Annotated in this window: 22 protein-coding genes; 6 read left to right on the top strand and 16 right to left on the bottom strand. The window is 44.2% G+C overall.

Annotation, left to right across the window (positions count from 1 at the left end; all coding sequences use genetic code 11):
- Positions 1–237 precede the first annotated feature (237 nt).
- The gene (locus AC6CIB_RS09395; RefSeq protein ID WP_498279953.1) at positions 238–1,011 is read left to right on the top strand and encodes a TerC family protein; all 774 of its coding nucleotides are present in this window, start codon (positions 238–240) and stop codon (positions 1,009–1,011) included.
- Between the two features lie 60 nt (positions 1,012–1,071).
- On the opposite strand, the gene rlmD is transcribed toward AC6CIB_RS09395, so the two are convergent.
- Both rlmD and AC6CIB_RS09405 read right to left on the bottom strand, forming a co-directional pair.
- Positions 1,072–2,472, bottom strand: a complete 1,401-nt coding sequence (gene rlmD / locus AC6CIB_RS09400) for a 23S rRNA (uracil(1939)-C(5))-methyltransferase RlmD (protein ID WP_498279955.1) — start codon at positions 2,470–2,472, stop codon at positions 1,072–1,074.
- Between the two features lie 15 nt (positions 2,473–2,487).
- Complete coding sequence (locus tag AC6CIB_RS09405) at positions 2,488–3,357, bottom strand: DNA-3-methyladenine glycosylase family protein (protein WP_498279957.1); 870 nt, start codon at positions 3,355–3,357, stop codon at positions 2,488–2,490.
- 224 nt (positions 3,358–3,581) lie between these two features.
- Here AC6CIB_RS09405 and AC6CIB_RS09410 point away from each other — a divergent pair, with 224 nt between their 5' ends.
- Positions 3,582–3,950 carry a DUF4362 domain-containing protein gene (locus AC6CIB_RS09410; protein WP_498279959.1) on the top strand — a complete coding sequence of 123 codons (369 nt, stop codon included), beginning with the start codon at positions 3,582–3,584 and terminating at the stop codon, positions 3,948–3,950.
- 89 nt (positions 3,951–4,039) lie between these two features.
- Here AC6CIB_RS09410 and AC6CIB_RS09415 read toward each other — a convergent pair whose 3' ends face one another.
- From AC6CIB_RS09415 to AC6CIB_RS09455, 9 genes are all read right to left on the bottom strand, one after another.
- Complete coding sequence (locus AC6CIB_RS09415; protein ID WP_498279961.1) at positions 4,040–4,228, bottom strand: hypothetical protein; 189 nt, start codon at positions 4,226–4,228, stop codon at positions 4,040–4,042.
- Between the two features lie 98 nt (positions 4,229–4,326).
- Positions 4,327–5,760 carry a DUF1510 family protein gene (locus AC6CIB_RS09420; RefSeq protein ID WP_498279963.1) on the bottom strand — a complete coding sequence of 478 codons (1,434 nt, stop codon included), beginning with the start codon at positions 5,758–5,760 and terminating at the stop codon, positions 4,327–4,329.
- Positions 5,761–5,820: 60 nt separating this feature from the next.
- A complete protein-coding gene (locus AC6CIB_RS09425) occupies positions 5,821–7,212 on the bottom strand; it encodes a glycosyltransferase family 2 protein (RefSeq protein WP_498279965.1) in 1,392 nt (463 codons plus the stop codon).
- A 566-nt stretch (positions 7,213–7,778) separates the two neighbouring features.
- Positions 7,779–8,555: a delta-lactam-biosynthetic de-N-acetylase gene (gene pdaA / locus AC6CIB_RS09430; protein ID WP_498279967.1), complete on the bottom strand. Its 777-nt coding sequence runs from the start codon at positions 8,553–8,555 to the stop codon at positions 7,779–7,781.
- A gap of 106 nt (positions 8,556–8,661) precedes the next feature.
- The gene (locus AC6CIB_RS09435; RefSeq protein ID WP_498279969.1) at positions 8,662–9,450 is read right to left on the bottom strand and encodes a DUF2935 domain-containing protein; all 789 of its coding nucleotides are present in this window, start codon (positions 9,448–9,450) and stop codon (positions 8,662–8,664) included.
- A gap of 286 nt (positions 9,451–9,736) precedes the next feature.
- Positions 9,737–10,303 carry a DUF4825 domain-containing protein gene (locus tag AC6CIB_RS09440; protein WP_498279971.1) on the bottom strand — a complete coding sequence of 189 codons (567 nt, stop codon included), beginning with the start codon at positions 10,301–10,303 and terminating at the stop codon, positions 9,737–9,739.
- Positions 10,304–10,423: 120 nt separating this feature from the next.
- Complete coding sequence (locus AC6CIB_RS09445; RefSeq protein WP_498279973.1) at positions 10,424–11,980, bottom strand: fumarate hydratase; 1,557 nt, start codon at positions 11,978–11,980, stop codon at positions 10,424–10,426.
- Positions 11,981–12,064: 84 nt separating this feature from the next.
- The gene (locus tag AC6CIB_RS09450) at positions 12,065–12,511 is read right to left on the bottom strand and encodes a GNAT family N-acetyltransferase (protein ID WP_498279975.1); all 447 of its coding nucleotides are present in this window, start codon (positions 12,509–12,511) and stop codon (positions 12,065–12,067) included.
- Positions 12,512–12,805: 294 nt separating this feature from the next.
- The gene (locus AC6CIB_RS09455) at positions 12,806–12,988 is read right to left on the bottom strand and encodes an SE1561 family protein (protein ID WP_034761313.1); all 183 of its coding nucleotides are present in this window, start codon (positions 12,986–12,988) and stop codon (positions 12,806–12,808) included.
- 114 nt (positions 12,989–13,102) lie between these two features.
- Here AC6CIB_RS09455 and yfkAB point away from each other — a divergent pair, with 114 nt between their 5' ends.
- Positions 13,103–14,233, top strand: coding sequence for a radical SAM/CxCxxxxC motif protein YfkAB (gene yfkAB, locus AC6CIB_RS09460; RefSeq protein WP_498279977.1), 1,131 nt, complete (start codon positions 13,103–13,105; stop codon positions 14,231–14,233).
- A gap of 296 nt (positions 14,234–14,529) precedes the next feature.
- Here yfkAB and AC6CIB_RS09465 read toward each other — a convergent pair whose 3' ends face one another.
- The 4 genes from AC6CIB_RS09465 to cax all read right to left on the bottom strand — a co-directional run bounded on the left by AC6CIB_RS09465 (position 14,530) and on the right by cax (position 19,036).
- Positions 14,530–14,715 (bottom strand): hypothetical protein, encoded by a 186-nt coding sequence (locus AC6CIB_RS09465; RefSeq protein WP_498279979.1) that lies wholly within the window; start codon positions 14,713–14,715, stop codon positions 14,530–14,532.
- Between the two features lie 102 nt (positions 14,716–14,817).
- Entirely contained in the window at positions 14,818–15,660 is an 843-nt protein-coding gene (locus AC6CIB_RS09470; RefSeq protein WP_498279981.1) for a YfkD family protein, read from the bottom strand.
- 236 nt (positions 15,661–15,896) lie between these two features.
- Complete coding sequence (locus AC6CIB_RS09475) at positions 15,897–17,855, bottom strand: hypothetical protein (RefSeq protein WP_498279983.1); 1,959 nt, start codon at positions 17,853–17,855, stop codon at positions 15,897–15,899.
- A gap of 125 nt (positions 17,856–17,980) precedes the next feature.
- Positions 17,981–19,036, bottom strand: coding sequence for a calcium/proton exchanger (gene cax / locus AC6CIB_RS09480; RefSeq protein ID WP_315634828.1), 1,056 nt, complete (start codon positions 19,034–19,036; stop codon positions 17,981–17,983).
- Positions 19,037–19,126: 90 nt separating this feature from the next.
- Here cax and AC6CIB_RS09485 point away from each other — a divergent pair, with 90 nt between their 5' ends.
- On the top strand, positions 19,127–19,546 hold the full coding sequence (locus AC6CIB_RS09485) for a pyridoxamine 5'-phosphate oxidase family protein (RefSeq protein ID WP_498279985.1): 420 nt from the start codon (positions 19,127–19,129) through the stop codon (positions 19,544–19,546).
- Positions 19,547–19,709: 163 nt separating this feature from the next.
- Here the strand turns inward: AC6CIB_RS09485 and AC6CIB_RS09490 are convergent, their stop codons facing one another.
- Positions 19,710–20,093: an OsmC family protein gene (locus tag AC6CIB_RS09490; protein WP_498280555.1), complete on the bottom strand. Its 384-nt coding sequence runs from the start codon at positions 20,091–20,093 to the stop codon at positions 19,710–19,712.
- A 129-nt stretch (positions 20,094–20,222) separates the two neighbouring features.
- Here AC6CIB_RS09490 and AC6CIB_RS09495 point away from each other — a divergent pair, with 129 nt between their 5' ends.
- Both AC6CIB_RS09495 and AC6CIB_RS09500 read left to right on the top strand, forming a co-directional pair.
- Positions 20,223–21,407: an MFS transporter gene (locus tag AC6CIB_RS09495; protein ID WP_498279987.1), complete on the top strand. Its 1,185-nt coding sequence runs from the start codon at positions 20,223–20,225 to the stop codon at positions 21,405–21,407.
- Positions 21,408–21,619: 212 nt separating this feature from the next.
- Positions 21,620–23,536 (top strand): heavy metal translocating P-type ATPase, encoded by a 1,917-nt coding sequence (locus AC6CIB_RS09500; protein ID WP_498279989.1) that lies wholly within the window; start codon positions 21,620–21,622, stop codon positions 23,534–23,536.
- The last annotated feature ends 296 nt before the right edge of the window (positions 23,537–23,832 follow it).

The following is a 23,832-nucleotide window of genomic DNA, read 5'->3' on the forward strand; positions in this document are numbered from 1 at the left end:
CGAAAATAAGATCAGTACTTCATCGTCCACCCATCACTCCTGTCATATTTAGTAAATTCACTATACCATGAAATTATTTGGAAGTGCAAAAGGAAATTGGGATTATCTAAAAAAATCCAATTCCCATAAAGAATCAGATTCCCAATCAGTGGTATGATAAACACTGAGGCTAGTTTTACATTAACAGATTCAGCTTTGTGTGTTGGGCTGGATGTTTATTGGAAAGGAGCACTTTATTTGGAATCAATCTGGTTAGAATACGGATGGACTTTACTGATCCTTATCGGCCTTGAAGGCTTGTTATCAGCCGATAATGCCCTTGTCCTTGCGGTCATTGCGAAACATTTGCCGGACGATGAGAAGAAAAGGGCCATCAAATACGGGATCTTCCTCGCTTTTGCCTTCCGGTTTGGTGCCCTGTTTGCGATTTCCTTTATCGCAAACGTCTGGCAGATTCAGGCGATCGGTGCAGCCTACCTTCTTTACCTGGGCTTAAAACATGTCATCAAAGCACGTTTTGGAAAAGAGAATGAAAATATTCGTGAAGATACAGAAGAAGAAGCTGCCGGAAAAGGCTTCTGGCCGACAGTAGGAAAGATTGCGTTGGCAGATCTTGCCTTTGCGATTGATTCGATTCTCGCTGCCGTGGCTCTTGCCCTTGGTCTCCCCGATTCTCCTCTGGAGGATTTCGGCGGAATGGACGGTGGACAATTTATCATAGTTGTCCTCGGAGGAATTGCCGGGCTTATCTTAATCAAATATGCGGCAACCTGGTTTGTGCAGCTGCTTGAAAAGCGCCCTGCTTTAGAAACAACCGCATATGCCATTGTCGCCTGGGTCGGGGTGAAATTGGCCGTCATTACACTTGCCCATGAAGATATTGGGGTACTTGATCATGATTTCCCTCACAGCACCGTCTGGAGCCTCATTTTCTATGGTGTTCTTTTGGGGATTGCTTTGTTTGGCTGGTTTGCACCTGGGAATAAAGCATCTCAGCATAGCAATGATTGAGGAATGAATATTCAATAAGAAAAAGCCCTGTAAGGATTCACAGGGCTTTTTCCGTTTCCATTATTTTAGGACCAGCTTCGCTACAACTTCTACATGTGCCGTCTGCGGAAACATATCCACCGGCTGCAAATACTCCACACGATACTGCTTCTTCAAATAATCGATATCCTTCGCCAGGGTCGATGGGTTGCAGGATACGTAAACGAATGTCTTGGGCTTAACCTCTTTCAACGTATCAAGTAATTTATTGTCGCAGCCTGTACGTGGCGGATCGACCACGACTACATCCGGACGCCAGCCTTCGTTCTTCCACTTAGGCAGGAGCGTTTCGGCACCTCCGACGAAATATTCGGCATGATCGACTCCGAACTTCTTCGCGTTCTGCTTTGCGTCATCGATCCCTTCTTTGATGACATCCATTCCACGGACTTCTTTGGCTCCGTCAGCAAGCCATAATCCGATGGTCCCTACTCCACAGTAGGCGTCAACCACTTTTTCTTCACCTGTAAGGGCCGCTGCTTTCTTCGCTTCATTATACAGCTTGCTCGTCTGGATCGGATTGAGCTGGAAGAATGCACGTGCCGATAGTTCGTAGGTGAATTCTTCCAGCCGCTCTTCGATACTTTCCTTTCCTGATAGATGGATCGTTTCATCTCCGAATATGAGGGCCGTCTTCTTAGGGTTGATGTTTTGGGCGATCGATACGACTTCCGGGAGGCGTTTCTGAATTTCCGAAATCAGCAATTCCTTGCGTGGAATCTTCTTCTCTGCAGTGACGAGTACGACTTGGACTTCGCCTGTTTCAAAGCCGACACGGGTCACAATCGTTTTCAAGATCGGCTTCTTCTTTTTATCATCAAAAACAGGGATGTTGAAGTCGTTGATGATGCGCTTGATTTCATTTGTTACTTTATTTGTCAGCGGGTGCTGAACGATACACTCATCGATGTCTATCAGCTTGTTTGAGTTCATGCTGTATAGGCCTGCGATGGCCTTGCCGTTTTGGGTCCCTACTTGGAATTGGCTTTTGTTCCGGTAGTGCCACGGGTTGTCCATTCCAATCGTCGGACGGATATCCAAGTCTTCTAATTTAAGCTTCGTGTGACGCTCGAGGGATTGAAGCAGGATGTCCCGTTTTGCATCCAGTTGTCCTTCATATGAGAGATGCTGAAGCTGACAACCTCCGCATTGCTCGTATACCGGGCATGGAGCTTTTGTGCGCTGGGATGACCTCTTCCGGATCTTTTTGATGCGGGCTTCGGTGAATTTCGGGTGGACCTTAGTCACTTCGACCACCACTTCTTCCCCTGCAAGGGCTCCAGGTACGAAGACGATCTTTCGTTTAAAGAACCCGACTCCTTCACCGTTGATGCCGATTTTTTTTATCGTTAGAGGAAACTGTTGTTTCAGCTCGATTTTCACTTCATTGCTGTGTTGCTTTTTTGCGTACTGCTTTTTCATTGGTTCACGTCCGTTCTATTCGATACTTCTCCATAAATACAAGGATGCATAGCTTAAATAAGGATGCCAAGATGCACTGAATTGGTCCAGCTCGTCCATGGTCGGTTTCTGATCCATTTGGAATAATTTCTTGATGGCATTTTGGATGCCGATATCCGCTTTCGGGAAGAGATTCGGCCGTCCCAGTCCGAATAACAGAAAGCTTTGGGCTGTCCATGGGCCGATGCCGCGGATTTTTGTAAGTTCCTTGATGACTTCCTCGTCTGGCTGCTTGGCTAGTTTGCCCAGATCCAGTTCTCCGTTAGATACCTTCTGTCCGATGCCCATTGCATATTCCGCTTTCCGCTGACTGAATTGCAGCTCCCGCAGTTCTTCCACGGTGAGCCCGGCGACTATTTCCGGTGATGGATAGAACCAGACCCCGTCCTTTTGCCAGCCATATTTCGTGACAAAACGATGGGTCAAGGTGAAGGCAAACTTTAGGTTTAGCTGCTGATGGATGATACTTTTGATAATCGTCGCAAACGGGTCGAATTCCAGGATGATGGGCGTTCCGATATGCTCCTCGAAAATGGGCTTAAGGTCGGTCTGCAGGAAGTGCTCGTGCATATCGCGAAGACCAGTGTGCCATTGGAAAATGTCCGAAATTCGGTTCTGCTTTTGCTCAAGGTTCTCTTCATTTTCAAAGGTCATGCTGAATTCAGGCTGATCCGTGGTGCCTGTCGCCTGAACCTTGATGACCTCGCCTTTCCCATCAGGGAGATAGTATGGAACCTTCACGCTTCGGTCTTTCTGATCCACTGCGTTCAAGGGATCCAGCGCCAGCCTCTCCAGTACCCGGTCGAAATTATACGGACCCCCAACCTTAACATTCCTTATCACCATCGTCCTCATCCTTCCGCACAAAACTTGTATGTGTATTATAGCATACCGCGGGTGTAACAATTCAACGTTGTGGTTCGTCTAATACAATAGCTGAGGGACGGACCTCTAAAAGTAGAGGTCCGTCCCTAAATGGATTTTCTGAAAAGGATGATTTGGAAAGAAATTGATGTGGACTGGTTTGTTCCTTTTGTCGGTCGCTGGTTGTAATGAGGCCGGAGATCAGGTTGAGGTTGGTTCAGGTAAGCAAATGGTGGATTATGAATGAACCTGCAGAGACGGATGTTGTAAATACACATGGTGATGTTCAAAATCTCGATCAATTTGTGGAGCTTTACGGTAATGTGAAGAATGGCGTGGAGGATCGTGTCCGAATTGTAAGCTATACGGAAGAAGGCGATCCAATCTTGCATGACCTTGCGTTTGATGGAACAATGATTCATTCAGTACGAGATTCTCGTCGGGATACATTTGGCAACGGTGAAATCATGGAGATGACATGCAAGAAGATCGAGCATGTCGAAGATGGAACAATGGCGAAGAATATGTATAACCTGTCTTATTGTAACAAGAATGATAGTGTGCTTTGGTATTGACTGTTTGGAGGGACGGACCTTCCTTCTTGACTGAAAATCAGATCTGGTACATGGGAAAGCGTGAGACCCTAACCTGAATACGAAGGATCTCACCCTTTTTGCTCTCTTTTAATAGTTAGATTATGCTCCACCCTATTTAAACTGGCAAGAGCTTCCGTTTCAAATTCTGCCATTCGCTCTTCGTACTTTTTCGTTTTCTTCCTTATGAATAGTAGCAACCCAAAAATGATACCTACCAATACGATAATAACTGCTGTAAGTATGACTGTGTTTTCCATGAATTAGCCTCTCCTCTATATTCTTTTCATTCTATTCATCCAAAAAGAGAGGGAAATGTCCCCCTCTTTCGGAATCCTTGCTCTAGAATTTCATACAATTACTGCTTTTGATCATTGACATGAAGCACTTCCACTTTGGTCGGTGCATAACCCGCCTCGTCCAGCCATGATACGTAGACCCGGTAGGTTTCTGTTTGTGCCTTATTCGTCACTGTAGCAATGGCACTATCAGTACGATCGCTCTCCACCCACCAGAGAATCATATCCTCTTTTGATAAAGCAACGCCTTTTGAAATGGCAGCCGTCATCTCCTCCCAATCCAGGGAACCTTCATCCAATGTGACTCTTGTATGGTTTTGTTGATTGGTAGGTACTGCCTTCCAATCTTTCGTGATGACTTTATCCACGTTCGGTTTGTCGCTATTCTTGACGGTTATCCCGTCCGAATCTTTATTATCTTTTTGTTTATCAGACTCTTCCTTTTCTTTCATTGCGTCATCACTGGGTGTATCTTCTTTCGATCCGCTTGATCCCGTATCGCTTGGTTTAGGGGACGTTTCTTTTTCCTTAACATGATCGGGCTTATTCCCTGAACTGTTTGTTTTCGGATCTTTTTCTGGCAGCTTTGGATCACCATCAAGCTCCAAGTTCTGTTTCAGCTGATCAGAAATGTCATGGAGCTTTTCCTTATCGGGCATGTAATAGTACGTACCCATCATGGTTTTGTCTTTACCGTCGATTTTGTGCTCCATGATGTTTTCTCGAGCGCCCTTATAATTGGATTGAATATTCCACACCTCGATCAAGGACATGTTTGTTTTGATATTTTTTTCAAGGACCTTGACGACTTCACCGAATTTCGTGATCGATGATATATTCTCCCCTTTTTGCATCAGAGCTTCAATGACTTGGCGCTGGCGTTTTTGACGGCCAAAGTCTCCTCGTGGGTCCTTTTTTCTCATTCTGGCATAGATCAATGCCTCTTTACCATCCAATCGAATCTGACCTTCCGGGAAGTGGACATGTTTGTCAGTGAACTCTAAATCATTGTTCACTTCCACCCCGTCAAACGCATCAATAATGCCTTCAAAGCCCTCCATGTTTATTTGCAAGAAATAATCCACGGGTACATCCAGGAGGTTTTCGACAGAATGGATGGTCTCCTCTGGCCCCCCCACTTGATAAGCACTGTTGATTTTGTTCAGGCCGCCTTCTATATTGGCATACGTATCGCGGGGGATACTGACCATATGCATCGATTGGGAATGAGGATTGAGCGTTAAGAGAACCATGGTATCGGCTCGTCCGCCTTCTTCACCCGGTCTCGTATCGACTCCCATCAACAGAATTGAGATGGGGTCCCCATCCTTCAAGTCGATCGTTTCCACATGTTCCTCAAAGGATTCTTTCCTGTCGACCTCTTCGTCCATGCTAGCTCCGATCGACGTGACAAATTGAAATGTAAAGCTGATTACCCCCAGAATCAATACTGTCACAGAGGTTAAACTGAATAGCAGAAATTTTTTACCCATTATCTGTCCTCCACACTAATACCTGCTCACCATGATGTTGGCTCGAAAACGTGCCTGTGACTATGCTGCGGGTTTCGAGCCTTCCTGATGATAATTCCGTCCTGTCCGGGACACTTTGTTCCATTTTTTGTTAAAGAAATAGGAGATGCTTCCATACATGACAAAATACATCGTGACAAATCGGTAGATGAAAATATCAAATAGAATCGCAAAAAACAGGCGGAAACGATCCTGTATAGAGAAGGTGAAACCGTACCGCTTCCCTTGGCGTATCGCCACCACGTCATACATGAACCCAAATAAGAATATCCAAAACAAATAAAAAAACAGATAATCCACATACGTGTTCTGAGGGTCGTATATCATATTGTAGATCACGATTCCTGTCATGATATAAGAAGCAAGGGTGCCGATCAGAAACGCTTCAAATATATAAAAGAAAGAAACGGTCTTCGTAAATAACGTTTTTCCAAAGAAGGAGCTGAAATGAATGATACAGTCGATATAGGCTTTCTGCCAACGTAACCGCTGCTTGGTTAAGTCCCTCCATGTTTCCGGTAGTTCGGTGTACCCGACGGCATCGGATATGAACTTGATTCTTAAGTTTTTATGTTTCGCGATGAGTCTATGGATACGGAGGGTGATGTCAATATCTTCACCTATTGTCTTGCGATAGCCCCCTACATCGAGTAGTGATTGCTTCCTGAAAATCCCGAATGCCCCGGATATGACGGCTAAAGCTCTGAAGCGTACAAGAGATAGTTTTGAAATATAAAATGCTTTAAGAAAATCCAGCACTTGAACCCTTAATAGCATGTTTGTATGCCTTAAAGACAATCGGTTCGAAGGTTCATTTGTCTTTGCTTGCAAAACATGTACCATCCCGCCTGCAGCAACGATGTTCTTATCTTCGAACGCATCATTGACAGCTGATAATGCCTCGTCGGCCAAAATCGTATCAGCATCCAATGTGATGATGATGTCATGGCTCGCATATTCGAGACCCGCATTTAAAGCGTCCGCTTTTCCCCCGTTCTCCTTATCAACCACGTAGAAATGAGGGTAAAGCTCCGATTGGTAGATCCCTTTAACTTTTTCATATGACAGCTTTCCGATTGGTTCAATGGAACATGATTTCAACTTAAGCCGTTCCTTCAAATAACCCATTGTCTCATCCGTTGAACCATCATTTATATACACAACCTCCATTTGAGAATACGGCAATGATTTCATGCTCTCAATGGACGTCTCGATTATACCCGTTTCGTTATAACAGGGAATCAAAATGCTCATTCCCTTTTCATCTTCATGCCCATGATCGATCATCCACTTTTTCAAAGCAGGATTTCGCCTCGACCTTTCGTCAGGATCACGGAACAATGGTAGACAATGATATAAATGCAGCACTGGGAACGTCACACTTAAAATAAAAAACACGATGACTATTTCCAAAAAACACTCCTCCTTTACCGAATATCCAGCCTGATTTTCTATCCTAATCCACGTCTCAAAGCAGGCGACTATCAAGATTTTATAAAGAAACTATGCGACGAATCACATACACGAACATTCTCACCCTTTTAAAAAAGAAAACGCCCTCCCAAAAAGGAGGACGAGTATTTATCATTGTTAAAATGATAGCACACTATGGAATGGAACCAATACAGTAGAAGGATCTAAAAAAATACCCGGCATATCTAGTGCAAACTGTGTTTATCACGGTAACCTTTTCCTTTTCCCCCACTCACCGTAGGCATTTCACATTACTTCATTAAGTAAAATTGGAAACAAATACTTCATCAAGGTATTTATTGAAAATCGCGGACCATTTTCATTGACTATTTTTCTGAAATTAAGTGTGCATGTGATTCTTCCTACTTACAATATTCTAATGATAGGGTTTTCTTTATTCATAACAATAAGCGTTGTAAGGAAAATTGAGCATGTCCTTTGTCTGAGCATTGAGGGACGGACCTCTATTCCCTCGATAATATCCTGGGAATGAAGGTCCGTCCCTCTTATTTTTTCATCATTGGATGTTCATCCAGGCTTTTGAAGGTGTAGCCTCTTTTCTTGAGGTCTTTTATCGCTTTTTCCATGGCGTCTGCGTTGTCTTTGGAGACGGAGTGCAGAAGGATGATCGCGCCTGGATGGACCTGGGCCATGATATTGTCGTACGAGTATTGCCAGCCTCTTTGCTGATCGGTTTTCCAATCGATAAAGGCGAGCGACCAAAATACATGAGTGTAACCTTCCTCTTTCGCAATTTGGAGAGTACGTTCAGAGAATACACCTCTGGGTGGTCGCAAGTAGTTCATTTTTTTTTGACCTGTCAATTCCTTCGTTTTCACTTTTACTTTTTCCAGCTCTTCCCGGATTTTCTGGTCGGAGCTTGCCGTGAAGTCCGGGTGATGCCAGGAATGGTTCCCTACGATATGTCCTTCTTTCACCATTCGCTTGACCAGGTCTTCAGCGCTTAGTAAGTAGTGACCTGTCACGAAGAAGGTGGCTGGTACTTTTTCCTGTTTCAATACATCAAGGATCTGTCCTGTGTAGCCATTTTCATACCCATTATCAAAGGTCAGATACAGGACTTTTTTATCCGGTGATCCCTTGTAAAAAGCATCATATTTATCAAGCAGCTGATCATGCTGAGCCCCTGCTTCTGCAGGAACTTCATTCTGACTCTTCTTAAATCCCCAGCCAATCGGGTTATTCGAAACTGCATAGGCTTGTGCCGGGATGAGCAATACTAAGATTGATGCTATAAGTAACACTTTTAGTGAATTTCGCAAATTGAACCCTTCTTTCACATTCCGTTTCCCTTAGTTTTTGAGAACGGGAAGGATTCATGTGTACTAAAAGTATCCAATAGTTAAAGCGGTTATCATACTCCAACCTTTATTTCGTTTGCAAACTCGCTTCAAACAGATCGATGATTTCCAGGAATCGTTCTGCTTCTCTAAATGTGTGGTCAGCCAAAAGTGGATGGATATTACTTTTGATCCTGCATTCTTCAATTAATTCTCTTGCGGTTTTCTTGAAATCACGTAATGACTTAACAGAAACCTTATTTTGATTCAGAAATTGGTTCAACATCGGCTTTGTTTCGGATTGTGGACGCATGGAGTCTAAATCAATCGCTTGAAAAACCAGTTGATCGAAATCCTGGCTGAACTCTCTCGCCTGCTCAACTAATTTCCGTTCGGAAGGATCCAATAGATGTCCGATAAACTTCGCGTGATCGGCCATGATTTTCAGGAAGAATACATTTTCCTGGATTATGCAATCCTGTTCAGGTACAAGTTTCCCCTCATTCAATTCCTGCAGACGTTTGGCAAAGAATGCAGCCTCCCTGCTAATATGATCCACTAACAATGGATAATTATTAGAACGGATTTCACATCGCAATGTCAAACCTAATACTTTCCGCTTATAGTTCCAAATTGCAGCTGCCGCTTGATAAACTTCGCTGTTAAATGCCTGAATTTGCCGTAAGTCCGTGTTGATGGAGTATTTATTCAGTTTCTCCTCGATTCTTTCAAAAACCGTAATGAACTGCTGTGCTTCTTCAATCAATTGCTTCTGATCATACGTGAATCCCAAGCTCAGAAACAACGCATGCTCCTTCATAATTCTCGACCAGAATTGAATCTCATCTAAAGATCGAGCCACGATCGGATTTGCCATTTTGTTCTTCCCCCTCCACTCTCACTCTTCCCCCTCATACTTATGTAGAAGTATTCAAAATAATACTTTGAATAAGTTGAATTCTCGTAGTCCATAAGGAAAAAGCAAAAAGATTCCTTCTTTTGGTACAAAAGGAATCTTCGACAATGAATGACAATAGAATAAAGTTTAGATGATTATATATATCTTGTATGACCATAATGGTTCTACAAAAGATTGGGTTTGTATCCGGGCAAATGTCTCAGGTCCGTCGAAGTGTGACACGTTTCGACATAAGGTCCGTCCCTCACTCAAAAAACGTCTGATACTTCGTTGCCATTTCGGTGAGTTTTCCGTTATGTTCATCGATGAATTCAGATACAATCTTTTTGTCCCAGATCGCTTCGCCTGTTGGGAATTCTTCAAATTCATCTTGGAGGTTCTTGACCATTTTGTCCCTTGAAACGGATACCATGGATTCGTCTACTTGGAAGTGATATTCTTGGGCATTCGGAACAAGAAGGGTAAGGTAGATGGCGTTGTAATAAAAGTTCTTCCGGTCGGCATGATTACCGTCAAACCAAAACTCATCCACGTCACTTTGAGAAAGGCTCTCTTCTTTATTGCCATAGGTCACCTTTACCATTTCCCCTGAAAGATCGATTTCTTGAATGGTTTCTCCACCAGGCAATTCCTGAAGGATCGCACTGACCTTGGAGTTATCCCCCACATAGGTTCCGCTGTTTTCTTTTAACATATCAACGTTCACATCTTCAATTGAAGTGATATTCGATTTTTCATTATTACTTGCACACCCTGTTAAGAACACCATTAAGGAAAGAAACAACACGCTCACTAATTTATTGAAAATCATCGTAGCCCTCCAGATCCTGTTTGTATGTAATACGAAAGAACGGTCTTTATGGTTTCATATTTTAACATAAATACCCAATAGAAAAACCACCCCGCATCTATAACGAGGTGGTTCCTTTCATTATTTAAAAACAGGCTCTTTAAACTGAGCTAATTTTTCCAATGACGATTTATCCACTTCTTCATGCAGGCTATGTCCATGGGAATCCATTGTTACAACCGCTGTGAAGCCTTCCACATTCAGGTGCCACATCGCTTCAGGTATACCGAACTGCATCAGATCCACTCCGTCTACGCCTTTGATGCAATCTGCGTAGTACTGAGCCGCTCCACCGATGGCATTCAAGTATACTCCGCCATGATCTTTCAAGGCAGCAAGTGTTTTCGGACCCATTCCGCCTTTACCGATGACCGCCCGGATTCCAAAGCGCTTCATGATGTCCCCTTGATAAGGCTCCTCACGAATCGATGTTGTCGGACCAGCCGCTTTCACGTGCCAGTTGCCTTCATCGTCCTTCAGCATAACCGGACCACAGTGATAGATGATTTGGCCATCAAGATCCACTGGTGCATCATTCTCACTTAAATGCTTGTGAATCGCATCACGGCCAGTGAACATGCGGCCGTTGATTTGAACCACATCTCCCACTTTCAACTCACGGATTTTTTCTTCCGTGATTGGAGCTTGGAGTACCACAACGTTTGGCTGTTCCCCAGATGAAGCCGCTGCCGTTTCAAGCTCCGCCTCTGATCCTTGAGTAAGATCGATCTTCTCGCCTTCCTGGTAGAACCATTCCTCGATACCGCCTGATTCTACATCAAGCTTCACCCCTAAACGACGGAATGCCCAGCAGTTATAGGCAACGGATACGAAGAAGCTTGCAGGGATACGATTCATCACGCCGACTTTACAGCCAAGTAGAGTCGTTTCACCGCCGAATCCCATCGTGCCGATTCCAAGTTCATTTGCATTTTCCATTACGTACTCTTCTAACTTACGAAGATCTTCATTCTGATTCACATCTTCAACAGAACGGAATAATTGTTCTTTTGCCAGATCATAGCCTGAAGAACGGTCTCCACCGATTCCAACGCCGATGAAGCCGGCACTGCACCCTTGCCCCTGAGCCTGATATACCGAATGCATCACGCATTTACGGATTCCATCCAGGTCACGTCCGGCACGGCCAAGCCCTTCAAGCTCACATGGAAGGCTGTACTGAATGTTTTTATTTTCACAACCGCCGCCCTTTAAAATCAGACGCGCATCAACGTAATCCTTTTCCCACTGCTCGAACTTGATGACCGGTGTCCCTAGGCCAAGATTGTCTCCTGAGTTTGCCCCAGTCAATGAATCAACGGAGTTCGGACGAAGCTTCCCGTCCTTCGTCGCCTCTACCATGGCAGCATAGATCGCTTCTTTGATCTCAAGCTGGTTCACGCCGACCGGTGTTTTTATTTTAAAAGTCGGAAGTCCTGTATCCTGACAAATCGGTGATACATTGTCGTCCGCCATCTTTACATTGTTTGAAATCGTGTCCAAGCTCATCGCCGATCGCGTACCGGCGTTCTCACGGGCTTTCGCTGAGCGGATCGCACGTCGCACATCCTTTGGCAAGTTCGTGGATGTTTCCACAATCAAATCGTACATACTTTGCTGTAATGTCTCTTTATTCATCGTTCTCCCCCTCTAAAGATCTCAAAAACAGTCTTAATTTTCATACATCATTATACTCCTATAAGAATAAGATTGAAAGGGATTTCACAATGGAATTTCCTTCTCGAAATAACATGAAACCTCGTCTTCTTCCTTATAGGTGTACCCGTTGTTTTGGTAAAAACGGATGGCGTCCGACCACTGTTTGTTGGTTTCGAGGATGAGGTTTCGAGCCCCAAGGGAGTGTGCTTTTTCTTCCAGAAATTTGAGCATGATGCGGCCGAGACCACGTTTCCTGTATGGGGATTGGACTGACATTCTCACAATCTGATACGTATCAGGTGATTTTTTTCGGATGGCGCCTGTGCAGATGATGTTTTTGTTCTCTCTTCCTATAAAAAAATGATGGTGCGTCCCATCATACTCTCCTGAAATATCATGGATATCGGGATTCAAGCTGTGATCGATGAACCCGAATCGCTCGAGGAAACCAGAGAGGATCACATCTTTGGCTGCTTGGCATTGGTGTTTTTCGATTGGTGTGATGATCATATGCGTCACTCCTTTTTTTATAAAGTTTGACGTTTTGGTGGGGAAATCCTGCTTGGCATTCTTGTCTACTTTCCTGCATAGGATGAAGGGTGGGGTTTACCGAACGTGGTTGGTGGATTTATCAACCGTTATTTGAATTTATCAACTGTTATTTCATTTTATAGACCGAAATCATACATATATCGACCGGTCTACAAAATCCAACGAATTTCGCACATCATCACCACCTCACAAACCAAAGCCAATTTTCAAAGGTCCGTCCCTCCCCAAAAAAAAGAGCCCCATCCAGGACTCCTACTCACTCTTCTTAAATTGCTCGCATTTTACTTCTATATCATCGATCATCGCGATCAGGCGATCGATATCGTCAATGTCAGCTTGTTCGGGGTCGATTGAGTCCAGAACGTCGACGAACAGGTTCAGGCGTTGTTTTAAATAGCTCACTTGTGAGTCTTTATCGTTGATTGCTTTACCCAAGAGTTCTCTCTCCTTTCAATACGTTTACTATGGTAACCAATTACTTTCCGATTGACAAGGGCTGACCCTTTCTCAATAATGGATAAGTGACTTATTTATAAAGGAGCTTTTATAATGAAAACTGATACTCTCTCCAAGAAAATGTCGATTGACCATGATCCTTGGGAGGCTTACTTAGATGTGGATGAGCATGGTGACATCACTCTTTCCAATATAGAATTCACCACCACGACACTCTGTAACATGAGATGCGAGCACTGTGCCGTCGGTTATACATTATCCCCGAAGGATCCAAGCGCCCTTCCCATAGAATTGATTCTGCAGAAGCTCGACGATATCAAAACGCTTCGTTCCCTTAGTATTACCGGCGGAGAGCCGATGCTTTCAAAGAAATCCGTTGAAAATTATGTCTTACCATTACTCAAGTATGCACATTCCAGAGGCGTACATACCCAGATCAACTCCAACTTGACCCTGGACCTCGATCGCTACTTGTTAATCGCCCCATACCTGGATGTCCTGCACATCTCGCACAACTGGGGGACAATCGATGAGTTCATCGACGTCGGCTTTGCCAATATGGAACGAAAGCCAACAAGAGAACAGCGCCAGAAGCTGTTTGACCGCATGATCGAAAACAGCTGTGCTCTTTCTGAACGTGGAGTCCTTGTATCGGCAGAAACGATGTTAAATAAAAACACCCTGCCTTACTTGGAAAAAATCCATCGTCAGGTAGTTGACGAAATGAAGTGTGGTCGTCACGAAATTCACCCAATGTACCCTTCCGATTTCGCGTCAAGCTTAGAAACCCTTTCATTGGAAGAAACCAGGGAAGCAATTAGAGACATTCTTTCCTTCCGGGATGAAAACGTGTGGATGCTATTTGGAACACTTCCATTCTATCCATGCAGTTCTTCACAGGAAGACTTGGATTTTCTGACGGAACTTTATGCGGCTAAAAATGTCAGCGTCCGTAATGACCCTGACGGCCGTTCCCGTCTCAATGTAAATATTTTCACTGGAGATGTCATCGTCACTGACTTTGGCGACACGCCCCCCCTTGGAAATATAGCAAAGGATACCCTGCCTGCCATTTTTGAAAAGTGGAAACAACAACCTCTTGCGAAAGAGTTGAATTGCCACTGCCCAATGGCTCGCTGCCTTGGCCCAAATGTGCTTGTGAAGTCTATGTATTATGGCGATGTGGACTTTTCGAAACGTGAAGCGAGGATTTCTCAAAAATAGTGTGGAGGCTCTATTATGGATTTGGGCTTTTTTCATGGAAATTGGGATCTGATATTCTATCTGTTGACTAACTTTCAGGTCTTGTTGTCCCAGTTCTCACCAAACTTGTGCCATTTTTCGGGTTTGTTGTGCCACTTTCCCACAAACTAGTGCCACTTCTGCCCAAACTTGTGCCACTTTCCAGGTTTGTTGCGCCAAACTGTGAACAAACCGCCACTTCCTCCTATCCATAAGGTCCGTCCCTCTCCAAAAAAACAAAAAAAGAAAGCACAACGGACATTCATCCGATGTGCTTTTTATCCGATTGGGCCGCGGTGTTTATCTTTCAAGGGTTTGTCAATCTTCTGTAGTGCTGGGTCCATTACGTTATATTTTTGATTCTTGAGGTTTTCGGCATATACTTTTGCCCTTTTTGCTCCAAACCAAATTCTCATGGCTGTATACGCAACCAGAATCCCACCAAAAATAAGTAAATACTCCAAGATATCCCTCCTTCTTTCTGAATATTCTAATTATTATAACATATCAAAGAAAATAATAAAAGAGTGAAATAAGTTTTACCCCATTTCACTCATGTTAAACATTTATCTTGGTGTTTCGCTTGCCATGAAGCCGAAGTGGACGTGATCCTGGACTGGAATCCAGGCTCCGACTCCTTGGGATGTAACATTTTTCACGACGACGGAGCGTTTTGTCCCTTTCATTACAAGGAACACTTCACCGTAGGTTACTTTCCCTTTTTCGTTAATCGCCGGAGCGTAGGCATAAAGGTATCCAAGTCGCTTAGGTGAGATGTTGTACACCTGATCCTTTTTCGTTCCTGCTCCTACAATCGTTTGGAATGCAAGTGGAAGCTTTGATTTATCCATTGCTTTGATGAGCATCATCTTTTCTACATCATCTGCGTGTGGTACTTTAGCCGTCAATCCGCCCTTCACTACTTTTTGTGCTTCCTGGACGTAGTGAATTTGATAGTTGGATTTTCCGCCGCGGTTATCGAAGTAGTTCGTGTTGACCTTTTGATACTCCCAGTTAGGGGATGTCTCGGTTGAAGCATAGTTTAAAGGCCATTCCCCTAAATAGATCGTTGCCCGTAATCCAATGGTTGGTGCTTTATTCATGGTGGATTCATTCAGCATACGGATCAGATTCGGGTTTTCAATTTTCACATTCGACGTTTCGATTAATTCCTGAGACCATTCACTCGGTTGGAGATACGGTTGATCCTGGGTTGAATTGGGATACGTATTTTCCTTTGCGATGTTTAATACTGAGTTTGGGACCTTTACGCTGGTATCTTCAATTGGTTTCGGAGCTTTCTCCGTCGATTCTTTGCTTTCTTTTTTAGGACTATTTTCAGCGTGAATACCCGTTGTTGCAACGCAGAATGCGAGTATGACCATAAGAACAGTGCGCATGATTTTCATGAATTTGACTCCTTTCAAACTTAACTTAAGGGTTTGCCGTTAGTTTTTCCTAGATGGAATAGCTTATCCCAAAAACTTCACTTGAAAGAATATTTATAATATTAAATTTTTATTTTATCCTAATATTGAAAAGAAAACAGTCAGGCTTCTACCTACAAAGCATAGTGACCGTTTTCAATCATTCCTACATTCTCTAAAAAAAACAGCGGAGTTCATGATTGAACTCCGCTGTTTTTTTAATCATACTTACAGGAGCACTCTTCAGGTGGACAGACACATTTTATGTGCACGTCATATGGTTTGGTGGAGATCTTCTTGCCATCAATGACGATGAAAGCTTGGATTGTGATACGATCATGCATTCCGTTTTCAGGAAGAATTTCTGCTGAATAGTTCCCTTCCTCGTCGGTAATGGCAGGGTTGGGTGCGATGGTAACCTTATAGTCCTTTTCTTTCACTTCAAAGTGAACCTCGATATCTTCAAGTGGCCTGGAGTCACACAGCACTCTCCCTTTAATGCTGGCTCCTTTACATCCCACATACGTCGGCACTTGACACGTTAGTTTGACTTCACTGCATTCCAGGCAGCCCGCATAAACAAAGGCTTTTTCTAAGATTTCCTTATCCTTCCCTACCACGGCGCTTGCCGAATACATAACGTCATTGAACGATGTGTTCGGCGGCACTTTGACGTCACTGGTAAACCTCCCGTGTTCATCTGTAGACACAACATCAGGTTCAAACTGTAAAACCAAACTGGACAAATTCACTTTCACATCATGCAAAGGTTCCTTGTCACAACATACTTTACCGCTCACCTTTCCACAGCAGTTTATTTCATTAATATGATCCAGTTCAATGGTCGGATCTTTGCATTGGCAATGGATTTTGACCGTTTTGATCATCGACTTGATTATCTTGTCGCCAAAGACTGTCGTCGCCTGAATTGATATGTCTTCAGATTTTCCCGAGACTGGAGTGATCATTGTTTCATATTCACCTTGCTTATTGGTCCGGGCAGGATTTGGATTCACTTCCACAGCACCTGGTGATGAATCTATGATAGTAATCTTGATCGCTGCATTTCGGATAGGGGTTCCGTCACATGTTAATTTCCCGGTCAATTTAGTGCCTTCACAAGGGACGACCTCGCACAGCACTTCGAGAGTAAGTTTAGGCTTTTCACACCTGATACAGCCTGCAATGACTTGATCCGTGTCCGCCACTGCTTTTCCATCCACCACTGCTTCCGCTGTATAGAAAGCAGACTGAAACTTAGTCCCATTTTTCACCTTGACGACCGATGAAAATTCTCCTTTCTCATTGGTCACTGGGGTAGTAGGCCTAAACTTCAGAATTGGTGAGCCGGTTAATGTTACTGGAACATTCGCCTGTGGTACGCCATCACAGGCAACTTTCCCACCCACGATGGCACGGCAATCGATTTTCTTTAATTTATTTAACTTTATGTCCGGATTCTTACATTTGACGCATCGAACCTTCACTTTTCTAGTTTCTGAGGTAACCCTTTTACCGCCGATTTTCGTTGTTGCTATAATGGTAATGGTCTCATTCACATCAGGAAAAAGGACCAGGGTTGCCGTATATTTCCCGTCACCCTGAGTAATCGCAGGATTTGGTGTGATAACTACACGCTTGGATTGTGATTCAATGGTAAATGAAATGGCAGCATTCCCTATTGCCCTTCCATCGCAAATGAGTCGTCCTGATAGTTGTGCCCCCTTGCACCCGACTGGCTCCTTGATCGGATCTAGCATAAGTTCAGGATGTTTACATTTAATACAGTCCACTCTTACTGATATCGAATCCCTGATGGTTTTCCCGATGACCACTGCCGTTGCGGTCACGATTACGTTAGGTATAATCGAAGTGCCCGGAACCACAATTACCCTCGTTGAAAACCGGCCGGTGCTGTCCGTAACCGGTGCCGGATCATCAAATATCAGTCCCGGGAACGATGACGACAGAGTAACCGTGACACCTTGGAGGGGTTGATAATCACATAGCACTCTTCCACTGATGATGCCTTCACAGCTGATCATGCCAATTGCATCTAATTGTATAGTTGGATTCGTGCATCCTTCAAAAGGGAAGATCCCTGGACATCCTCTGGGAGGTAAATCGATATTACAATCAATGAATTTGACTAAGGTCGGTCTTTTCTTTTTTCTCACCATTATCATTCCTTTACACAAAAATTCTCCTGTTATCTTATTCAGGAATGAGTAGGCGGTTCTCACAAACTTTTACAGGACAAAGAAAAGACCCGACAGACTAATCTGCCGGGTTCTCCATTTTTTTATAGTAGATAAAACCCAATCCCCATGATGAAGTAGGCTGCCAAAAGGGTAAGCCCTTCAAACCAGTTCGTCTCCCCGTCATTGGATATGACGATCGTGACAAGTACTGCTGATACCATGGCCACCAGCTCCGGTAACGTAAACACAAGCGGCATACTCGTTTCGAAAAACAGTGAAATCAATACAAGAACCGGCGCTACAAACATCGCGATCTGCAAAGTAGAACCGACTGCAATCTCCACCGCGATATCCATCTTATTTTTATAAGCCATAATGATCGCCGACGCATGCTCAGCAGCGTTTCCGACGATAGCTACGATGATGACCCCGATGAACAGCTCGCTCCAGCCGAATGTGTTTCCGACCTCTTCAAACGTATGGACGAGACGTTCCGATACATAAGCAACGGCTGCAGTAGAAGCGGCAAGGATCAGCAACGCTTTCCCCTTACTCCACTCCGGCTCTTCATGAGCGTGCGCACCCTCTTCGCCTTCATGCTGATACACCCCTCGGTGAGTGACTAATTTAAAGAATAAGGCAAATAAATAAAGAGCAATTAAGATGACCGATACACCGATGGATAGGGACATGGTCTTTGCTTCGTTCATATCCTGTGCGAATACTTCAGGAATAACGAATGCCACGATGATCGCAAACATGAGCAGCCCTGAGTTGTGACGGGCATCAAACACATTAAACTTCTGACGCTTGAACTTGATTCCCCCTACAAAAAAGGACAACCCGGCAACTAAGAGAAGATTTCCAAGCACGGATCCAGTTAAGGACGCCAGTACGACGCCGATCAAACCAGCTTTTAACGCAAAGATAGAAATAATGAGTTCTACCGCATTTCCAAAGGTCGCATTCAATAATCCGCCGATACGGGGTCCTGACACAACTGCCAAGCTTTCCGTCGATCTTCCCATAAAAGCAGCAAGGGCAATGATCGTGACACAGTAGATCACGAACATGATAACACTAGGCCAATGAAGCAGAGAGCCGATAACCGAGATCGGAACTCCTGCAAATACAAGCAATGCAAATACTTTATTCATGTGTAAGATCCTTCTTTCTAAAAGAAAATTTGTTTAAATCAAGCGAGATTAGACACATTATAGATAGATCCCATTTAGGAGGTACAACCCATGGAACAAACCTTGAAAGATAAAATAGCAGAGCTGTTTTCCCACCATAAAATCGGCACCCTTGCCACGATTCGCGACAACAAACCGTATTCACGCTTTATGATGTTCTACCATGAAGACCTTATTCTCTACACTGCAACCAATGAGCATGCGCACAAAGCGGAAGACATCGCACAGAACCCTCATGTTCATATCCTTCTGGGCCATGACCGCGATTCCGATCATGAGCACTATGTAGAAATTGAAGCAGAGGCTGCCGTCGAAGAATCCAAAGAGCTGAAAGAAAAATTCTGGAACGAACAACTCAAATCCTGGATCGCAAGCCCCGATGACCCGGAATACATGCTCCTCAAACTCACACCCAAAACCATCCTCTACTACGAAAAAACAGGCAAAGAACCGCAGGAACTAAGCCTATAGAGGGACGGACCTCTGATCAGATGAGAACCTTGATTTAATGGGGTTCATGCTGAGTTAGAGGTCCGTCCTTTAACATTTTACTGTATTGAGGGACGGACCTTCATCTGGCTATAACTTTGATACAATGGGCCATATGCTGTTTGGAGGTCCGTCCCTCAACGCTTTACTGCACTAACTCAAAGGTTTCTTCGATTTTGATGCTGTCTTGTACGGATTGAACCATGGAGCAGTTTTTGCGGGTGAGCTTCATGGCTTTTTCGATTTTATTTTTGTCGAGGTCCGTCCCTCTAATCGTGAAGTGAAGGGAGATGGCTTCGACTCGGTTTGCTTCGGCTTCGTTGCGGGTGACGTCGGCTTTGATATGTATGTCGTCAAATTGGATGCGCATTTTCTCAAGGACTTTTCGGAGCACTCCCCCGCTGCATACGGCTACGGATGAAACCAATAATTGGAATGGACGAAAGCCATACTCTTCGTTACCCGAAACCTCCAGCTTCCCAAACCCTAAATCTGTATAAAATCCCCCTTCTTGCATGTTAAATTCCATTTTCACATCAATCCTTCCTTATTATGTTAGTAGATGTTTTGATTTTACTCTATTCGTTTCGTATTGCCAAACAATGAAATTGGGGGTACCATCAAAGAAGCTATTATCAATGATTGGGAGTTTTTGCAAATGAATCAAACACTAACCTTCCGTTTCTGGGTCCTTGTGGGAATCGTGGCAATTTCGGGATTCTCACAAGGGATGCTCCTGCCGTTAATCGCCATCATATTCGAACAAGACGGCGTTTCTTCTTCCCTTAACGGATTAAACGCAACCGCCCTATATATCGGAATCTTACTCGCCTCTCCTTTAATGGAAAGACCACTTCAGAAAATCGGATACAAACCGATGATCATCATCGGAGGAATCGTGGTAGCAGCGTCACTCTTACTGTTCCCGGTCTGGAAATCCTTCTGGTTCTGGTTCTTCCTTCGTCTTTGCATCGGAATCGGCGATCACATGCTCCACTTCGCCACCCAGACATGGATCACATCGTTTTCACCAAAAGAACATCGCGGACGTAACATATCCATCTACGGAGTCTCTTTTGGAGTAGGATTTGCCGTTGGACCGATGATGACGCAGCTCATCACCATCCATCAAGCACTGCCATTCATCATCTCTTCCTTATTAAGCCTGACAGTCTGGATGTTCGTCTTTAAATTACAAAACGAATTCCCAGAACAGCAAAACATCGGAAGTACCTCATTCATTGGATCGTTCCAGCGCTTCGGGAAGGTTCTCAAATATGCATGGGTCGCCCTGCTGCCTCCATTAGGATATGGATTCCTGGAAGCTTCATTAAATGGGAACTTCCCTGTTTTCGCACTGAGAAATGGTCTTTCCATTGAAGCCGTCGCGATTCTACTGCCCGCTTTTGCAGTAGGAAGTATCATATCTCAGGTTCCACTGGGAATTCTGAGTGACAAATATGGCAGACAAAACGTCCTGCTCATCGTCATGATGATCGGTTTCCTCTGTTTTTCCGCTGCAGGATTCGTGGCAGAGTCCACTCTGGGCTTATTTATTTGCTTTACTTTAGCAGGGATGGCGGTCGGATCGACTTTTTCACTCGGTATTAGTTATATGACGGATCTATTGCCAAAAGAATTACTTCCTGCAGGGAACATCATGTGCGGAATCTTCTTCAGCTTTGGAAGCATGATCGGTCCATTCGTTGGGGGGATTACCATCGACTGGTTCAAAGGCTCGAGCTTCTTCTATTTGATTGCCTTTATGATGCTGATGATTTTTGTGAGCCTCCTCGTCTTTTCCCTTCAAAATAGACGCGGGGAAATAACCCAGAATCACTAGCACAAAACTCTTTCCATTATCATATACATGTGATAGTATTAGATTATAATAATTATAAATTAATAACTTCATATAAAATAACTAAGAGCACGTGCAGTTTTGCTGTCACCTTTCACTGGTGGCAGCTTTCGTCGTTTTATAGGGGTAATGACGTTGATTATTATTCTCAATGAGAATCTCGTATTTTCATTTAACTGAAGGAGGAATACGCTATGAGCTCACAATCCAAAGTCTTATCCATGGGGACACCTAATGAAAAAATTAACTTCTTTGAAAAAATAAAACCTCATGCAGAATTGGTCGCCGCACTGGTCAGTGGTGTGTTTATTTTACTGGGATGGTTGACGTCAAACGACGACTCCACCTTAAGCATCATTTTCTATCTCCTCGCCTTTGCCATCGGCGGGTTCGCCAAAGCCAAAGAAGGAATCGAAGAAACCATTGAAAACAAAGAACTGAATGTAGAAATGCTGATGATTTTTGCCGCTGTGGGATCTGCCATCATCGGTTACTGGACAGAGGGCGCAATCCTCATCTTCATCTTTGCAGTCAGCGGCGCACTTGAAACGTATACAATGAACAAAAGCCAAAAAGAAATCTCCGCTCTCATGCAGCTTCAGCCTGAAGAAGCATGGCTCGTGACAGGATCTGGTGAAAAGAAAGTCAAAGTTTCAAGCCTTGAAATCGGCGACCATATGTTAATTAAACCAGGTGAACGCGTGCCAACAGACGGTGTTGTCTTAAAAGGAACAACGTCCATTGATGAAGCAGCCATTTCAGGAGAAGCAGTCCCTGTAACAAAAGATCAAGGAGATGAAGTGTTCGCTGGTACGGTAAACATCAATGGTGCCATCACCATTGAAATGACTAAACCAAGTAGCGAGACCCTTTTTCAAAAAATCGTTGATCTTGTGCAATCCGCACAAAGCGAGAAATCGCCTTCACAGCAGTTCATCGAACGCTTTGAAGGAACTTATGTAAAAGTCGTGCTTGCCGTTGTCTTCCTGATGATGTTCCTGCCCCACTTCCTACTGGGATGGAGCTGGACGGAAACCTTCTACCGGGCAATGGTCCTGCTCGTTGTTGCTTCACCTTGTGCCCTGGTTGCCGCGATCATGCCAGCGAGCTTGTCGGCCATTTCAAACGGGGCGCGTCACGGAATTCTATTCAAAGGCGGCGCCCACTTAGAAACCTTAAGCAACATCAAAGCGATTGCCTTTGATAAAACGGGGACGTTGACGAAGGGGAAACCAGTCGTAACGGATATAGTGGTTGCGGATCATGTGGATGAACGTGAAGTCATGACTACCGTTGCTTCGATTGAAAACCAGTCGAATCATCCACTTGCTCAAGCCATCGTTCGCCACGCAACCCGCGAGTTAGACCTGGAACTCTCCCAGCCTGATTCCCTTGAAGACGTATCCGGTTGGGGAGTCAAAGCGCTTGTGGACGGAGCCGAATGGAAAATCGGGAAAGCAGATTTTGTGGATAAAGTGTTAGCAGAACAATTTATGGATGGTGCCTTTGGACGAATCGCTTCTGAAGGAAAAACGACGGTCTTTGTTGCCAAAGAGAATGAGATTGTCGCTTTGATCGCATTGAAAGACGTGGTTCGGAAAGAAACCATCGAAGCGTTAGAGCTATTGAAGCAAGAAGGCGTCCAAACCATCATGCTGACAGGGGACAATGAAAAGACAGCCCATGCCATTGCAGTAGAAGCCAAGGTCGCATCCTTCATTGCCGAGTGCCTCCCGGAAACGAAAGTAGACGAACTGAAAAGGCTGAAACGCCAATTCGGTACCGTCGGAATGGTCGGGGACGGAATCAACGACGCACCAGCACTTGCAACGGCCAACGTCGGAATCGCCATGGGTGAAGGAACCGACGTTGCTCTGGAAACAGCCGATGTCGTGTTAATGAAAAATGATCTTACCCGTATTGCTGAAGCTATTAAACTATCGAAAAAAATGAAGCGGATCGTGCACCAGAACGTGGTATTTTCGATTGTTGTGATCATGCTGTTGATCGCGTCGAACTTCCTGCAAATCCTGGATCTTCCTTATGGGGTCATCGGGCATGAAGGTAGTACGATTTTAGTTATATTAAATGGTCTGCGATTGTTGAAATAATGGTGAAAAACATCCAATCTTGAGAGATTGGATGTTTTTTTGAAAATGGTCTAGTGGGGTCCCATGTCTCTTTATGGAATTCGTGAGGGATTTAACTGCAATGGTTGAAAATTAAGGGCGTTCCTAAGAATTTTCGACACTTATCCACACCCTATTCCATCCACAATAAATCAACCAATGTCTCCCCCTTAAAATTATCCACAGTTTCAGACTCCTCCACCTTCCATCCGGTAGTTATCCACATTTCTGCCACACATCTTCCCCTATCAAGGTCCGTCCCTCCAACTAATGATATT

The sequence above is a fragment of the Rossellomorea sp. GQ25 genome, assembly GCF_059758515.1.

What these genes read in the sequence shown, in the direction of transcription:
- rlmD (WP_498279955.1), bottom strand. Translation starts at nt 2,472, where the DNA reads ATGAAAAAGCAGTACGCAAAAAAGCAACACAGCAATGAAGTGAAAATC.
- AC6CIB_RS09405 (WP_498279957.1), bottom strand. Translation starts at nt 3,357, where the DNA reads ATGGTGATAAGGAATGTTAAGGTTGGGGGTCCGTATAATTTCGACCGG.
- AC6CIB_RS09415 (WP_498279961.1), bottom strand. Translation starts at nt 4,228, where the DNA reads ATGGAAAACACAGTCATACTTACAGCAGTTATTATCGTATTGGTAGGT.
- AC6CIB_RS09420 (WP_498279963.1), bottom strand. Translation starts at nt 5,760, where the DNA reads ATGGGTAAAAAATTTCTGCTATTCAGTTTAACCTCTGTGACAGTATTG.
- AC6CIB_RS09435 (WP_498279969.1), bottom strand. Translation starts at nt 9,450, where the DNA reads ATGGCAAATCCGATCGTGGCTCGATCTTTAGATGAGATTCAATTCTGG.
- AC6CIB_RS09440 (WP_498279971.1), bottom strand. Translation starts at nt 10,303, where the DNA reads ATGATTTTCAATAAATTAGTGAGCGTGTTGTTTCTTTCCTTAATGGTG.
- AC6CIB_RS09445 (WP_498279973.1), bottom strand. Translation starts at nt 11,980, where the DNA reads ATGAATAAAGAGACATTACAGCAAAGTATGTACGATTTGATTGTGGAA.
- AC6CIB_RS09450 (WP_498279975.1), bottom strand. Translation starts at nt 12,511, where the DNA reads ATGATCATCACACCAATCGAAAAACACCAATGCCAAGCAGCCAAAGAT.
- yfkAB (WP_498279977.1), top strand. Translation starts at nt 13,103, where the DNA reads ATGAAAACTGATACTCTCTCCAAGAAAATGTCGATTGACCATGATCCT.
- AC6CIB_RS09470 (WP_498279981.1), bottom strand. Translation starts at nt 15,660, where the DNA reads ATGAAAATCATGCGCACTGTTCTTATGGTCATACTCGCATTCTGCGTT.
- cax (WP_315634828.1), bottom strand. Translation starts at nt 19,036, where the DNA reads ATGAATAAAGTATTTGCATTGCTTGTATTTGCAGGAGTTCCGATCTCG.
- AC6CIB_RS09485 (WP_498279985.1), top strand. Translation starts at nt 19,127, where the DNA reads ATGGAACAAACCTTGAAAGATAAAATAGCAGAGCTGTTTTCCCACCAT.
- AC6CIB_RS09490 (WP_498280555.1), bottom strand. Translation starts at nt 20,093, where the DNA reads ATGGAATTTAACATGCAAGAAGGGGGATTTTATACAGATTTAGGGTTT.
- AC6CIB_RS09495 (WP_498279987.1), top strand. Translation starts at nt 20,223, where the DNA reads ATGAATCAAACACTAACCTTCCGTTTCTGGGTCCTTGTGGGAATCGTG.
- AC6CIB_RS09500 (WP_498279989.1), top strand. Translation starts at nt 21,620, where the DNA reads ATGAGCTCACAATCCAAAGTCTTATCCATGGGGACACCTAATGAAAAA.